11 protein-coding genes and 2 tRNA genes are annotated in these 14,730 nt (G+C 35.7%); 10 read left to right on the forward strand and 3 right to left on the reverse strand.

Features of this window, described 5'->3' with window-relative positions; all coding sequences use genetic code 11:
• Positions 1-54 precede the first annotated feature (54 nt).
• The 9 genes from mfd to I5776_RS00350 all read left to right on the forward strand — a co-directional run bounded on the left by mfd (position 55) and on the right by I5776_RS00350 (position 9,892).
• The gene (mfd, locus tag I5776_RS00310) at positions 55-3,585 is read left to right on the forward strand and encodes a transcription-repair coupling factor (protein WP_202778504.1); all 3,531 of its coding nucleotides are present in this window, start codon (positions 55-57) and stop codon (positions 3,583-3,585) included.
• Between the two features lie 233 nt (positions 3,586-3,818).
• Positions 3,819-4,355 (forward strand): stage V sporulation protein T, encoded by a 537-nt coding sequence (spoVT, locus tag I5776_RS00315; RefSeq protein WP_202778505.1) that lies wholly within the window; start codon positions 3,819-3,821, stop codon positions 4,353-4,355.
• A 124-nt stretch (positions 4,356-4,479) separates the two neighbouring features.
• Positions 4,480-6,048, forward strand: a complete 1,569-nt coding sequence (locus I5776_RS00320; RefSeq protein ID WP_246483864.1) for a putative polysaccharide biosynthesis protein — start codon at positions 4,480-4,482, stop codon at positions 6,046-6,048.
• A gap of 15 nt (positions 6,049-6,063) precedes the next feature.
• The gene (gene yabN / locus I5776_RS00325) at positions 6,064-7,524 is read left to right on the forward strand and encodes a bifunctional methyltransferase/pyrophosphohydrolase YabN (protein ID WP_202778506.1); all 1,461 of its coding nucleotides are present in this window, start codon (positions 6,064-6,066) and stop codon (positions 7,522-7,524) included.
• 44 nt (positions 7,525-7,568) lie between these two features.
• Positions 7,569-7,835 (forward strand): RNA-binding S4 domain-containing protein, encoded by a 267-nt coding sequence (locus I5776_RS00330; RefSeq protein WP_202780617.1) that lies wholly within the window; start codon positions 7,569-7,571, stop codon positions 7,833-7,835.
• 175 nt (positions 7,836-8,010) lie between these two features.
• A complete protein-coding gene (yabP, locus tag I5776_RS00335; RefSeq protein WP_202778507.1) occupies positions 8,011-8,319 on the forward strand; it encodes a sporulation protein YabP in 309 nt (102 codons plus the stop codon).
• Complete coding sequence (gene yabQ / locus I5776_RS00340; protein WP_202778508.1) at positions 8,316-8,954, forward strand: spore cortex biosynthesis protein YabQ; 639 nt, start codon at positions 8,316-8,318, stop codon at positions 8,952-8,954. Before yabP ends, yabQ begins: the two co-directional genes overlap by 4 nt.
• Positions 8,955-9,008: 54 nt before the next feature.
• Positions 9,009-9,410: an FtsB family cell division protein gene (locus I5776_RS00345; protein WP_202778509.1), complete on the forward strand. Its 402-nt coding sequence runs from the start codon at positions 9,009-9,011 to the stop codon at positions 9,408-9,410.
• 74 nt (positions 9,411-9,484) lie between these two features.
• A complete protein-coding gene (locus I5776_RS00350) occupies positions 9,485-9,892 on the forward strand; it encodes a S1 domain-containing RNA-binding protein (protein ID WP_202778510.1) in 408 nt (135 codons plus the stop codon).
• A 150-nt stretch (positions 9,893-10,042) separates the two neighbouring features.
• Here I5776_RS00350 and I5776_RS00355 read toward each other — a convergent pair.
• The 3 genes from I5776_RS00355 to I5776_RS00365 form a co-directional block, all read right to left on the reverse strand.
• Positions 10,043-11,391 (reverse strand): IS3 family transposase gene (locus I5776_RS00355; protein WP_202778511.1). Its coding sequence is split into 2 segments (ribosomal slippage): positions 10,043-10,932 and positions 10,932-11,391, totalling 1,350 coding nucleotides; the frame shifts between segments, so codons are not numbered across the junction.
• A gap of 81 nt (positions 11,392-11,472) precedes the next feature.
• Positions 11,473-11,544 (reverse strand) — tRNA-Glu (locus I5776_RS00360).
• A 175-nt stretch (positions 11,545-11,719) separates the two neighbouring features.
• A tRNA-Met gene (locus tag I5776_RS00365) sits at positions 11,720-11,793 on the reverse strand.
• 359 nt (positions 11,794-12,152) lie between these two features.
• On the opposite strand from I5776_RS00365, the gene spoIIE reads away from it, so the two are divergent.
• Positions 12,153-14,633 (forward strand): stage II sporulation protein E, encoded by a 2,481-nt coding sequence (gene spoIIE / locus I5776_RS00370; RefSeq protein WP_202778512.1) that lies wholly within the window; start codon positions 12,153-12,155, stop codon positions 14,631-14,633.
• The last annotated feature ends 97 nt before the right edge of the window (positions 14,634-14,730 follow it).

The following is a 14,730-nucleotide window of genomic DNA, read 5'->3' on the forward strand; positions in this document are numbered from 1 at the left end:
TGAATAATCGGTTAAATATAGATAATTTCTTTTTTGAAGGGAGGGGCTATTAGTTTGAAAGATTTACAAAAGATTATTTTACAGCAAGATGAAATGAACTCAGTTATTACCGGTCTTGAGGCAGGGCTAAAAGAACAACTTATTGCTGGTCTTTCAGGGTCAGCAAGGGCACTATTTATTGCATCAATTTATCAAAAAGTAGGCAAGCAATTAATTATTGTCACTCATAATTTACTTCAAGCTCAAAAATTATATGAGGATTTACAAATTTTTATTGATGAAAATAGGCTCTATTTATATCCTGCGAATGAACTAATTGCAGCCGAAATTGGAATTGCTAGTCCGGAGTTAAAAGGACAAAGAATCGAAGCCCTAAACTTTATGATTTCTCGGTCAAACGGGGTTGTAATTGTTCCTATGGCAGGATTGCGGAGAATTCTACCATCCCCAACTACTTGGAAAAAGTATCAACTATCATTCAAAATTGGCCAGGATATTAATTTAGAAAATATATTAAACAATCTAATTATTATGGGTTACCAAAGAACAGAGATGGTGAGTGCTCCAGGAGAATTTAGTCTCCGAGGAGGAATATTAGACCTTTACCCATTAACGGAAGCAAACCCAATTCGTATAGAACTTTTTGATACTGAAATTGATTCTATTCGTTTATTTTCATTAGAAAGTCAAAAATCTCTTACAAAGGTAGAAGAGATTATTATTGGACCAGCCACAGAATCCCCAATCGATTCTGAGAAGTTACCAGTAGTGGCGGATAAGTTGGAAAAGAATTTATCAACTACTTTAAAAAAGGTTAAAAGGGATTCGGCGAAAGAACTGTTAGTTCAAAATATTGGCTATGATATCGAAATGCTTCGCAATAAGCAAAAACCTGAACAATTTTTTAAATATACATCATTAGCCTATGAAACTCCTGCTAGTTTACTAGATTATGCATCAACAGATGGAGTACTAATGCTTGATGAATATAGTCGAATCCAGGAAATAAATGATCGACTATTAAATGAAGAGGCAGAGTGGTTTACTGCAATGTTGGAAGATGGGCAGATTGTTCACGATATTGAGGTGTCACATAGTTTATCAAAATTATTAGTTCAAACCAATCTTTCTCGTATATACTTATCTTTATTTTTACGTCACATCCCTAACACAAGCCCACAAAATATTCTTAATATTACTTGCAGACCGATGCAGAATTTCCATGGGCAAATGCATGTATTAAAATCTGAAGTGGATCGATGGAAAAAAGGGCGTTACACGGTTATTTTCCTAGGAAGTGATAAAAATCGTGTAAACAAGTTACACAGTGTACTAGAGGATTACGATATCGAGGCTGCAGTTGTTGAAGAGAAAGAAAAGGTATTGCCTAATCATATACAAGTGATTGAAGGAAGCTTAAATACTGGTTTTGAACTATCCATGATGAAATTAGCAGTTATTACAGAAGAAGAGCTTTTTAATAAAGGTACGAAAAAACCAAAAAGTAGACAGAAGCTGTCAAACGCGGAGAAAATTAAAAGCTATTCGGAACTCAAAGTGGGCGACTATGTTGTTCATGTAAATCATGGGATTGGCAAGTATTTAGGAATAGAAACATTAGTGATTAATGGCATTCATAAAGATTATCTGCACTTAAGATATCAAGGGAATGATAAACTATATGTCCCTGTTGAACAAATTGAATTGGTTCAGAAATACGTTGGGTCTGAAGGAAAAGAACCAAAGATATATAAATTAGGCGGCAGTGATTGGAAGCGTGTGAAGAAAAAGGTTGAATCATCCGTACAGGATATTGCAGATGATTTAATTAAACTTTATGCAGAAAGAGAAGCTGCAAAAGGGTACGCGTTCTCACCTGATGGAGATTTGCAAAGGGAATTTGAAACAACCTTCCCGTACCAACCGACAGAGGACCAAATCCGTTCCGTGCAAGAAATTAAGCACGATATGGAAAGGGAACGGCCAATGGATCGTTTATTATGCGGGGATGTTGGTTATGGAAAAACAGAGGTAGCTATTCGATCTGCATTTAAGGCAATTATGGACGGTAAGCAAGTAGCCTTTTTAGTGCCTACCACAATATTAGCACAGCAACATTTTGAAACAATAAAAGAGCGTTTTCAGGACTACCCAATCAATATTGGTCTACTAAGTCGTTTTCGAACGAGAAAACAGCAAACAGAAACATTAAAGGGGTTAAAAAGTGGCACAGTGGATATTGTTGTAGGAACACATCGACTTCTTTCAAAGGATGTTCAGTATCATGATTTAGGCTTATTAATTATTGATGAAGAACAGCGCTTTGGCGTGACACATAAGGAAAAAATAAAGCAACTGAAAACAAATGTGGATGTATTAACATTAACGGCAACACCAATACCAAGAACGCTTCATATGTCCATGTTGGGTGTTCGAGATTTATCTGTCATTGAAACACCGCCAGAGAATCGTTTTCCAGTTCAAACATATGTAATGGAGTATAATGGTCACTTAGTTCGTGAAGCCATCGAACGTGAATTAGCCAGAAACGGACAAGTGTACTTTCTATATAATAGAGTAGAAGATATTGCAAGAAAAGCTGAGGAAATTTCCGCGCTAGTTCCTGATGCGCGAGTAACGTTTGCTCATGGTCAAATGACGGAAGGTGAATTAGAGTCAGTTATATTAAGCTTCTTAGAGGGCGAATATGACGTATTAGTAACAACAACGATTATTGAAACAGGTGTGGATATCCCAAATGTTAACACGTTAATTGTTTATGATGCAGACCGGATGGGCTTATCTCAATTGTATCAATTGCGTGGACGTGTTGGCCGTTCGAATCGGGTTGCATATGCGTATTTTACGTATCGAAAAGATAAAGTCCTTACCGAAGTATCCGAGAAGAGATTGCAGGCGATTAAGGAATTTACTGAACTAGGTTCGGGTTTTAAAATTGCGATGCGAGACCTATCGATACGCGGTGCAGGTAATATTCTAGGTGCACAGCAACATGGATTTATTGATTCTGTAGGATTTGACCTTTATTCCCAAATGTTAAAAGAGGCAATTGAAGAACGGAAAGGGCAAGGACAAACGACCTTACCTCCATTTGAAGTAGAATTAGAAATTGATGCCTATATACCAGATACATATATAGCTGATGGCCATCAAAAAATTGAGATGTATAAAAGGTTTAGAGGAATCACTTCTCTTGAAGAGGTTGAGGAGTTAAAGGAAGAGATGATTGATCGGTTTGGCGATTATCCACTGCAAGTTGCTCTTTTATTTAAGGTTGCCGAAATAAAAGTGTATGGATCAAGTGCGAAATTAGAATCAATCAAACAGGTGAAACAACAAATCACAATCCTTATGACAGAACAAGGAACAAAAAATGTGGACGGTCCGAAACTAGTAGAGTCTTTAAATAAATATGGACGTTCAGTTGGTTTTGGTATGGATGGTAACAAGTTGAAAATAACGTTAGTAACAAAAGGTCTAGAGCAAGAGAAATGGGTTTCACTCGCTTACCAAATTATAAAAGAAATAAAAGATGCGGTAAAAGAAGAGGAGCATGTCGGCTAAAGATATGCTCTTTTTCTTATTTAACGTTTTTTTTCTAAAAAATGGGGAAAAGAAAATTAGGATTAAGTTTTACAATATCTATTTTTTTCAAAAAGGTCAGCAGAAAAAATAAGTCATATGCATAGAACTTTTTAGATGTAAGATACTAATGTCAACAAAGGGAAAAGATTCAATTAAATCCATAGTAATAAAATAATGTAAAAAATCATCTGATGAAAGTGAGGCAACATAGGATGAAAGCAACTGGTATTGTTCGTCGAATTGATGATTTAGGAAGAGTGGTTATTCCGAAGGAAATTCGTAGAACCCTCCGAATTCGTGAAGGGGATCCATTAGAAATTTTTGTGGATCGTGATGGAGAAGTCATTCTTAAAAAATATTCACCAATTAGTGAATTAAGTGATTTTGCGAAAGAATATGCGGAGGCTTTATACGATAGTTTATCCTGCCAAGTGTTAATCTGTGATCGTGATGCAGTCATCTCTGTTGCAGGTGTATCCAAAAAGGATTACTTGAACAAAAATATCGGCGAAAAAGTGGAAAAAGTGATGGATGATCGTAACCCATTACTAGTGACGCAAAAAGGACAAGCAGCACTTGTGGAAGGTGTAGAGGAGGAGTTGTCTTCCTATACGGTTTCACCAATTATAGCAAATGGAGATCCGATAGGAGCAGTTATCCTATTCTCCAAAGATCGCACACTAGGTGAAGTGGAACAAAAAGCAGCAGAAACTGCTTCAGGGTTTTTGGCTAGACAAATGGAGCATTAAAAAATTAAAGTTACATACAAAAGGTATGTACTATCCCCTTTTAAAGAAGCAGTCACTCCTGCTTCTTTTTTTTCTGATATGCTATAATACATAAGATTTGAATAAATGAGGTAGGTCGAAAATAGTGCCTTTTGATAATTCAAGAGTATTAATTAAGGGTGCCTTTATCTTAACAATTGCGGCAACCATTACAAAAGTATTAAGTGCAGTTTATCGTGTTCCATTTCAAAATATAGTTGGTGATATTGGATTTTATATTTATCAACAGGTGTATCCAATTTATGGTCTTGCGATCGCCTTAACCACATATGGATTTCCTGTTATCATATCCAAGTTAGTTGCTGAAGCTGAAACTACTAAGGAAATGGATAGTCGTCAGATCGCACATACATCTTTTTTGCTATTAGGCATCTTTGGCCTTTTTACTTTTTTGTTAGTTTTCTTCGGATCAAATTTTATAGCAGGGTGGATGGGGGATAGACAATTAACACCACTAATAAAAATCGTCTCATTCTCATTTTTACTTGTTCCATTTATCTCTACGATTCGTGGTTATTTCCAAGGGAAAGGGAATATGATTCCAACAGCAATTTCACAAGTGCAAGAGCAACTCATTCGAGTAATCTTTATCCTTTTATTAGCAACAGTATTAGTGAAGAATGGGTCATCTCTTTATAAAGTTGGAAGCGGCACAGTATTAAGCTCTATTATTGGTAGTTTGGCTGCATTGTTGACATTATTCATTTTTTATTCTCGGCATAAGAGCAGTAATGTGAAGCTTACTACAAGCAGTGTGACATTTATAGCAAAAAATTTGTTAATACAAGGGACAGCCATTTGTATTAGTGGGGCGCTTCTTATTTTGCTTCAGTTTGTTGATTCGCTAAATATTTATTCTTTATTAATTAAATCTGGTGTAGAAATTGACCAAGCGAAAGAACTGAAGGGGATTTTTGACAGAGGACAGCCGTTAATCCAATTAGGTACTGTCGTTGCCACATCGTTTTCTTTAACACTTGTTCCTGCATTGACATCAAGTAGAACTTCAATAAGAGAAACTAACTTTTTTGATAAAATTGGTTTAGCTATTAAAATTAGTGTAATCGTTGGATTAGGTGCAGCTGTTGGCATCATTTGTATTATGGAGCCAACAAACATCATGCTTTTTTCTAATAATGATGGTACAAGTGTACTTCAAGTATTTTCAATCGCGATATTATTTGGTTCAATGATCTTAACGATGTCCGGAATTTTACAAGGGATAGGATGCATGAAGGATTCTGCAAAATATGTACTTATCGGTGTGCTTGTGAAGTATTTGGGAAACTACATATTCATTCCTAAATATGAAACAATGGGGGCAAGTTTTTCAACAATTATCGCCTTATTTTTAATATTAGTGCTATGTATATATAAGCTTAAAAAGATGGGTATACCATTATTATCCTATCTTTTTTACGCAAAAATTATTGTAAGTGCGTTTTTTATGGCATTTATTTTATACCTTTGGACAGCCGTTTTTAGCTATTTTAACTTAACGAGTAGAGGGTGGAGTACAATTAATGCTTTAGGCGGTGTGATGGTTGGGGGAATTGTTTATATATTCATGGTAAGGGGTTTAAAACTATTAAATGAAAAGGAATTAGAGAGCATCCCCTTTGGGAAATACTTCATACATACAAAGAAAAATTGAAGACGGAGGAATAGAATGTCCAAACAGATAACAATTATAGGATTAGGTGCCGGAAACATTGATCAGCTCCCTCTTGGCGTGTACCGTTTATTAAAAGGTGAAAGAAAAATATATCTACGAACGAAGGAACACCCCGTTATTCGTGAACTCGAAGGCGAAGGTTTGACGTATACAAGTTTTGATTCTGTATATGAAAGACATGATCAGTTTGAGGATGTGTACCAAGAGATCACAAAACTTCTCTTGGATGCGGCCCAAAGTGAAAACATCATATATGGTGTTCCAGGTCACCCGTTAGTTGCCGAAAAGACCGTTCAACTATTGATAGAAGAAGGACCAAAACAAAATGTGGTTATTACAATTGGTGGTGGCCAAAGCTTCATTGACGCCTTATTTTCCGCTGTTAAAGCCGATCCAATTGAAGGTTTTCAGCTTTTAGATGGGACAGATTTACATTTACACGATATTCGTACTGCACAGCATCTGATTATTGGCCAAGTGTATGATGCTTATGTTGCTTCAGATGTGAAACTTACTTTAATGGAAAAATACCCAGATGATTACGAGGTAACAATCGTAACGGCAGCTGGCAGTGATAAAGAATTAATACAAAAGGTGCCCCTTTTTGAACTAGATCGACAAATTTCCTTAAATAATTTAACAAGCCTTTACGTACCACCGATGAAAGAAGTGTTACTTAAGGAATTTGTCGCGTTAAGAGAGATTATTTCCGTATTAAGAGGGCCAAATGGATGCCCCTGGGATAAAAAGCAGACCCATCAATCATTGAAAAAGTATTTAATCGAAGAATCCTATGAATTACTTGAAGCGATTGATGAAGATGATATTGACCATATGATAGAGGAGCTTGGGGATGTTCTTTTACAGGTCATGCTTCATTCACAAATTGGTGAGGATGAAGGGATGTTTTCTATCGATGATGTAATTGAAAGTATTTCTGAAAAGATGATTCGAAGACATCCTCATGTGTTTGGTGATCGGCAAGTTTGGGATGCTGAAGAGGTTCTGAAAAATTGGAATGAATTAAAGGCAGAGGAAAAAGGCAGAGATGAAACTGCGACATCTATTATCAATCAGGCGGGAAAAGGACTACCAGCAATTATTCGAGCGTTTAACTTACAAAAGTATGCTTCGAAATTAGGTTTTGATTGGAAACATGCAAAGGATGCATGGGAAAAAGTTCATGAGGAAATAAAGGAATTTGAAATAGAAATGACGAATGAACATAAAGAGAATCAACTTGAGGAGTTTGGTGACCTTTTATTTGCGATCATTAATACGGCTCGCCTTCTATCTATTCATCCAGAAGAGGCACTTGAAAAGGCAAATCAAAAGTTTATTAGACGGTTTTCCTATATTGAAAATCATGTGAAGAATAGTGGGAAACCTTTTCGAGCGTTCACATTAGAAGAATTAGACGCTATTTGGAACGAAGCAAAAGTCAAAGGATTATAAAAGGGCAACGTTAAGATTTTAATGAGGTGATATAGATGTCAACGATGCGTTTAGATAAATTTTTAAAAGTATCAAGGTTAATTAAAAGAAGAACATTAGCAAAAGAGGTCGCAGACCAAGGAAGAATTACAATAAATGGTGTGACAGCAAAGGCAAGTTCAAACGTTAAGATAGGAGATGAATTACAGGTTCGTTTTGGGCAGAAACTTGTTACGGTAAAAATTACAAATCTCCATGAATCCACTCGTAAAGAAGATGCAGCAAACATGTATTCTATCCTTAAAGAAGAACGAATAAATGTAGAGCAATAATAGGTTAACCAAAAAGTATTTCAATAAGGTACTTTTTGGTTAACCTTTATTTTTTCAATTTCCCTGTATAAGTTTTTTGAAAATAGGAGTGTTCTTTTTTTAAAAAGCTTGTCATACATATAATACAAAGCTTGTTCAATAATTTAGAACTGTGTAATGAAAGCGGGGGAGTTCTTTGAATCAGTATTATGATAGTTCATCAAATAGTAAATCTACAACAACCCAAGAACATGATGTGATGATGAGAGGAAGGAAACTTTTAGATATTACTGGCGTAAAGCAGGTGGAAAGTTTTGATAATGAGGAGTTTTTACTAGAAACAGTTATGGGCTTTTTATCGATTCGTGGTCAAAATTTGCAAATGAAAAACCTGGATGTTGATAAAGGGATTGTATCGATTAAAGGTAAGGTTTTCGATTTGGTCTATTTAGATGATCATCATGGAGAGAAAGCTAAAGGACTCTTTAGCAAAATATTTCGATGAGCTTGGCTACCCAATTTTATACCATGCTTGCCATGATCTCCATGGGAAGCTTTTTTGGTGCAACCCTTGACACGTACAATCGATTTTTAAAGCGTAGTGTGAGGAAGCGTTGGATTGTTTTTATTCATGATGTTATGTTTTGGTTATTGCAAGGCTTACTAATATTTTATATTTTGTTTTTAGTGAATTTTGGGGAAATCCGTTTTTATATTTTTGTTGCATTAGTCTGTGGTTTTGCTGCATATCAAGCATTAATGAAAACAACTTATCTTAAATTATTGGAGACAATCATTTATGTTACAATAACAATCGTTTCTTTTCTTAAAGATATATTTACCGCATTAATATATAACCCTTTAAAATGGATGATTATCTTATTTATTACGATTTTAGTCGGGATAGGAAAAGGTTTATATTCTCTTGTACAATTTATTCTTAAGGTGTTATTATTAATGGTAAAGATTCTATTTAAACCAATTATTTGGATTGGCAAAATTTTATGGCGAGTATTTCCGACATCTGTTAAAAAATATATCGAAAAGTTTTATATAGGAATTGAAGGAATTGCAAAAAAAGGAACGAATAAATTAGTGAATGGCTTTAAAATAATCTTTCGTTCACACAAAAATAAATAATCCCGCCATCTAGGCAACAAAAATTTACTCATTACTAGAAAAGGAGGGGTAGAAATGGGTAGCAAATCAAAGCAAAAAATTATGGCAATGGAAAATACGTATACGAAACAACAAGAAGTAAAAGAAAGAGCATTAGCCAGGAGAAAAGTGCTGCTTTTGCGTCGTTTATCGTTATTATTAATAATAACTGTCGCCTTTTCCTATATCTTAATTTCTACTCTTATTTCTAGAAATGATCTTCTCAAGGAAAAGAAGCAAGAAAAGGTAAAGCTGGAAAAGACATTAGCGAAATTGGATAAGAAGAAATCACTACTGAAAGATGAAGTAGTAAAGTTGAATGATGATGAGTATATTGCCAAGCTTGCGAGAAGTGAATACTTTCTTTCTCAGGATGGAGAAATCATTTTTAATATTCCAGAGCCAAAAGAAAAAGAGGAAGAAGATGAGTTATATTGACACCCTTTTTTGTCGTTGGCTATAATATATAGTAAGGTTTATTTTTTATCTTATTAAGGAGGAAAACATTTTTTATGTCAATCGAAGTAGGCAGCAAGTTACAAGGTAAGGTAACAGGCATCACAAATTTCGGAGCGTTTGTAGAATTACCAGAAGGCTCAACTGGACTTGTTCATATTAGTGAAGTCGCTGATAATTATGTTAAAGATATTAATGAGCATTTAAAAGTAGGCGATGAAGTACTAGTAAAAGTGATCAATGAGAAGGATGGGAAAATCGGTCTTTCTATAAGAAAAGCGAAAGAACAGGCACAAGCTCAAACACATAGGCCTCGCCAAAACAAACCCAATAATAATTTCCGCACAAAGGAAAACTTTGAGCAAAAAATGGCGCGCTTCTTAAAGGATAGTGAAGATCGATTATCATCATTAAAGCGAAATACTGAATCAAAACGTGGTGGCCGTGGTGCTAGACGAGGCTAACTTGCTGTCTATTCCTATATAGCAGGTTGAACGTGAAAAAAGGCAGGACTGTATTGGACAGTTCTGCCTTTTTAATTTTCCTTTTCGGAATGTGGTTAAAATAAAAAGACCAGCAAATTTGATCTGAACCCCAAAAGTTAGACACGGGATTTAGGCAGCTACTGGGGCATGAGTTCGGTATTGAACCGGACTCATGCCTTTTAATTTTGCCTTAATCCGTTTGTGGTTATAGTAGTGAATGTAATTCACTAACTCTACTTTAAAATGTTCCATACTCTCAAATTCTTTTAGATAAAGCAATTCAGACTTTAATAAGCCAAAGAAGTTCTCCATGACTGCGTTATCCAAGCAGTTCCCTTTACGGGACATACTCTGAATGATTCCTCGTTCTTTTAATGCAGATCGATACTGATTCATCTGATAATGCCATCCTTGGTCAGAATGGAGGATAGGAGTGTCTTCCTCATTTAATCGGTCAAAGGCTTCGTCCAACATTTTTGAAACAAGTGAGAATACAGGGCGATGTTCTATATTATAAGCTATAATCTCACCATTATATAAATCCATAATTGGCGACAAATATAGCTTTTCCCCATGTAGGTGGAATTCTGTCACATCCGTCACCCACTTTTCGTTAGGTTTAGATGCATGGAAATCTCGTTCTAATATATTAGGTGCAGTTTTGCCCACTTGTCCTCGGTATGACCGATATTTTTTCATTCGTACGAGACACTTTAAACCCAGCTCAATCATTAAACGGCGGACCGTTTTATGATTAATTGTATACCCTTTATTACGTAATTCTAATGTAATTCGACGGTAACCATAACGTCCCTGATGTTCTTCAAAAATCTGCTTAATTAACTCCTTCATTTCCTTATATTTATCCGGTCGATCCATTTGTTTTACCCAATAATAATAAGTGCTACGTGGAATTCCAGCGATCTTTACTAACTCAATCACCTTAAATTCGTGCCTTAACTCATATATTATTTGCGCTTTGTCTTGTTCGGTGATTTTTCTTTTTCTTGAATTAAGGCTCGTAACTTTTTTAAATAGGCAATCTCCATGCGTAAACGCTCATTTTCAGCTTGTAATGCTTCATATGAACCCTCTACAGGAACTGATTTCTTAATTTCCTTTTTCATGGATGGACGCCCCTTTTTCTTTGGTAATAGAGCGTCCACACCTAATCTTTCAACCTGCCTCTGCCATTGAAGAATCGTAGAAGGGGAAGAAATATTATAAACAGCCGCAGCTTGTGTTAAGGACGCTCCAAATTCACTCATATAATTTAGTACGTCCATTTTAAATTGAATATCATAATTTGTATAGTTGGAAATTAAACCAGCTTCACCATTTTTTCTATAATGTGCCACCCAATTCTTTAAAGGAGTCAGGCTGACATTAAAACGGCTAGCGACTATTTGAAAGGAATCTTTGCCCTCTAAATAATCTAATACTGCCCTTAATTTTAATTCAAACGAATATTTAGACATAGAAAAACTGCACCTCCAATTGTTAGTTGTGTCTAACAATTGGGGTGCAGTTCATTTGCTGGTCTTTACCTGTTTCTTTGATGACCCGTACGGGATTCGAACCCGTGTTACCGCCGTGAAAGGGCGGTGTCTTAACCGCTTGACCAACGGGCCAAAGTATATCAATTCATTATTGTCCAGCTCAAGAGGCTGACAAAGATGCTCTCGCCTTTTTTATTGTCTAGCTCCAGCGCCTATCGACTAGAAAACTTCAGGACTTTTCCCTACGATAAGTCAAAATCCCGTAAGTCTTTTACGTCGATGAACAAGGCGCTTTCGCTTTTCTTGATAGCGGCGGAGGGGATCGAACCCCCGACCTTACGGGTATGAACCGTACGCTCTAGCCAGCTGAGCTACACCGCCATATTAAAAGATCAATTAAAAAACACAATTTCTATATTACATAGGAAATTAAATGGTGTCAATACATTTTTTAAGCTTTTTGTTGGTTCATGTAGATTTTCAACTGAATGCGCCATATTCTGAGGTTATTTATATTTTTGCAAAAAATGAAAGATGCGTAGAAATCCACATTATAAAGGATTTCTACGCATCTTTACTAATTAGAAGCTATCTAAATAATTCAAATATTGTATTGTTATTAAAGTTTTCGCTGAAAGAAGTCGAACTTTTCTTTCAATTGACCCCTCTATTTTGACAAAGTTTTATGCTTGTCCATTTTATAATGATAAGCAACGAATACGAATAGGGAGTGTTTAAAAATGGCGAAGGTGAATCAAAGCTTTTTTGAACCTGGACGAAATGTTGATTTACACGAAACAAAAGTTGAGTTTTCGGAAGGGCTAAGGCGTTTTCAACTAAAGTTAAACCTTTTATTTTTGCAGAAGGGAGTCGTTTTATTATTAATAGGGTTTTTACTTGGACGTGCTATGATATTATCTCATTTAACCCCTTTTGCATTACCGTTTTTTGCATCCGTTTATATGATGAGACGTAAAAAAGCTCCGATTGTTCTAATTGGACTAGCAGTCGGAGCATTAACCGTTTCGATGGGAAACTCCTTTTACACATTACTGTCGGGAATATTTTTTCTATTAACATATAAAACATTTAGTAAATTTCATAAGGATGAAATGAAAGTTATCCCTTTCTACGTATTAACCATTTCATTTATTTCCAAATGTTGCTATTTCTATATAATCCAACATCAAAATTTTACTATGTATGATAGTATGATGGCCGTTGTTGAAGCAAGTCTTTCATTTATTCTTACTCTCATCTTTATGCAGAGTATTCCGTTATTATCACTAAGAAAAAGGAAAAAAACATTAAAAACAGAAGAAGTAGTAAGCTTAATTATTTTATTAGCTTCCGTATTAACAGGCACGATCGGCTGGTCGATGTATGACTTGTCCATTGAGCATATATTATCGAGATATTTAGTCCTAATTTTTGCTTTTGTTGCCGGAGCAACAGTTGGTTCGACCGTTGGGGTAGTGACTGGGCTCATTTTTAGCTTAGCGAATGTTTCTAGTTTCTATCAAATGAGTTTACTTGCCTTTTCTGGATTATTAGGCGGTCTTTTAAAAGAAGGAAGAAAAGTTGGTACTGCAATAGGTCTCCTCATTGCTACTTTGCTTATCGGAATGTATGGAGAGGCAAAGGCACCGTTAATCGTTAATATCTATGAATCAGCAGTTGCGATTTTTCTTTTGTTTTTAACTCCTCAAAGTTTGACAGCTAAGCTTGCTAAACATATCCCTGGAACAAATGAACACACACAGGAACAACAACAGTATATAAGGAAAATAAGGGATATTACAGCCAATAGAGTGGAGCAGTTCTCCTCTGTTTTTCAGGCACTCTCCAAAAGTTTTTCACAATATGATCAGTGGAGGGATCATGATGGGGAAGAACGTGAAATTGATTATTTCTTAAGCAATGTGACGGAGAAGACATGTCAAACCTGCTTTAAAAAGGAGCATTGCTGGGCAAAAAACTTTAATAAAACCTATGATTTAATGAAAAAAGTAATTCATGAAACAGAAAACGGGGATGGGACAATTCCACATAGAGTTCATCGAGAATTTGATAAACATTGTACAAAAGCAAAAAAAGTAGAGGATGCAATCTTACAAGAATTGACGTTCTATCAAGCAAATCAAAAGTTAAAACTACAAGTTAAAGAAAGTAGGAAGCTTGTAGCAGAACAGTTGCTTGGGGTTTCAGAAGTAATGGGGGACTTTGCGAAGGAAATTCAACGAGAACGCGAAAACCATCATAAACAAGAGGAAATGATTTTGGATGCCCTTCAGGATTTTGGTCTGGATATTGAACATGTAGAAATTTATAGCTTGAATGTTGGAAACGTGGATATTGATATGACGCTCCCATACTGTAATGGTCATGGTGAATGTGAAAAAATAATTGCTCCTCTCCTTTCTGATATTCTTGGCGAAACTATTGTTGTACAGAAAGAAGAATGTGCATCGTATCCGGATGGTTTCTGTTATGTAACGTTTCGATCAGCTCAGGCATTTGTGGTAGAAACCGGTGTTGCGCATGCGGCTAAAGGAGGAGGGTTTGTGTCAGGCGACAGTTATTCAACAATAGATCTAGGTACGCGGAAATATGCAGTAGCGATAAGTGATGGTATGGGGAATGGGGAACGAGCCCATCATGAAAGCAATGAAACATTACGGCTTTTGCAAACTATTTTACAATCCGGGATTGAAGAGAAGGTAGCAATTAAATCTGTTAATTCAATTTTGTCTTTACGAACAACAGATGAGATTTTTTCAACACTTGATCTAGCAATGATTGATTTGCAAAATGCTAGTGTCAGGTTTTTAAAAATAGGATCGACGCCAAGTTTTATTAAACGGGGCGATCGAGTATTAAAAGTAGAATCAAGTAATTTACCAATGGGAATTATTCAAGAGTTTGACGTAGATGTAGTATCTGAGCAGCTTAAGGCAGGAGATCTTTTAATCATGATGAGTGATGGAATTTTCGAAGGACCAAAACATGTAGAAAATTATGATTTATGGATGAGAAGGAAAATCCGTGAAATTGAAACGAAAGATCCACAAGAGATAGCTGACTTAATAATGGAGGAGGTAATTCGAACACGATCAGGAATGATTGAGGATGATATGACAATTGTAGTATCCAAAGTGGAGCACAATACACCTAAATGGGCATCCATTCCAACCGGAAAACTTAAATCAATGATTTCCTAGGATAGTAGGTATGAATAGAATAGAAAATTCCTAAAGTATAAAATCTTTCCTAATCGTCGAAAATGATTGTAGGAATTCGATAATTAGCTTATCGACA

Origin of the sequence: Heyndrickxia vini, assembly GCF_016772275.1 — a bacterium.
GTDB lineage: Bacteria > Bacillota > Bacilli > Bacillales > Bacillaceae_C > Heyndrickxia > Heyndrickxia vini.

Excerpts from the sequence above, each read along its gene's own strand:
- spoIIE (WP_202778512.1), top strand. The coding sequence starts at position 12,153 with ATGGCGAAGGTGAATCAAAGCTTTTTTGAACCTGGACGAAATGTTGAT.
- I5776_RS00350 (WP_202778510.1), top strand. The coding sequence starts at position 9,485 with ATGTCAATCGAAGTAGGCAGCAAGTTACAAGGTAAGGTAACAGGCATC.
- yabN (WP_202778506.1), top strand. The coding sequence starts at position 6,064 with ATGTCCAAACAGATAACAATTATAGGATTAGGTGCCGGAAACATTGAT.
- spoVT (WP_202778505.1), top strand. The coding sequence starts at position 3,819 with ATGAAAGCAACTGGTATTGTTCGTCGAATTGATGATTTAGGAAGAGTG.
- yabQ (WP_202778508.1), top strand. The coding sequence starts at position 8,316 with ATGAGCTTGGCTACCCAATTTTATACCATGCTTGCCATGATCTCCATG.
- I5776_RS00330 (WP_202780617.1), top strand. The coding sequence starts at position 7,569 with ATGCGTTTAGATAAATTTTTAAAAGTATCAAGGTTAATTAAAAGAAGA.
- I5776_RS00345 (WP_202778509.1), top strand. The coding sequence starts at position 9,009 with ATGGGTAGCAAATCAAAGCAAAAAATTATGGCAATGGAAAATACGTAT.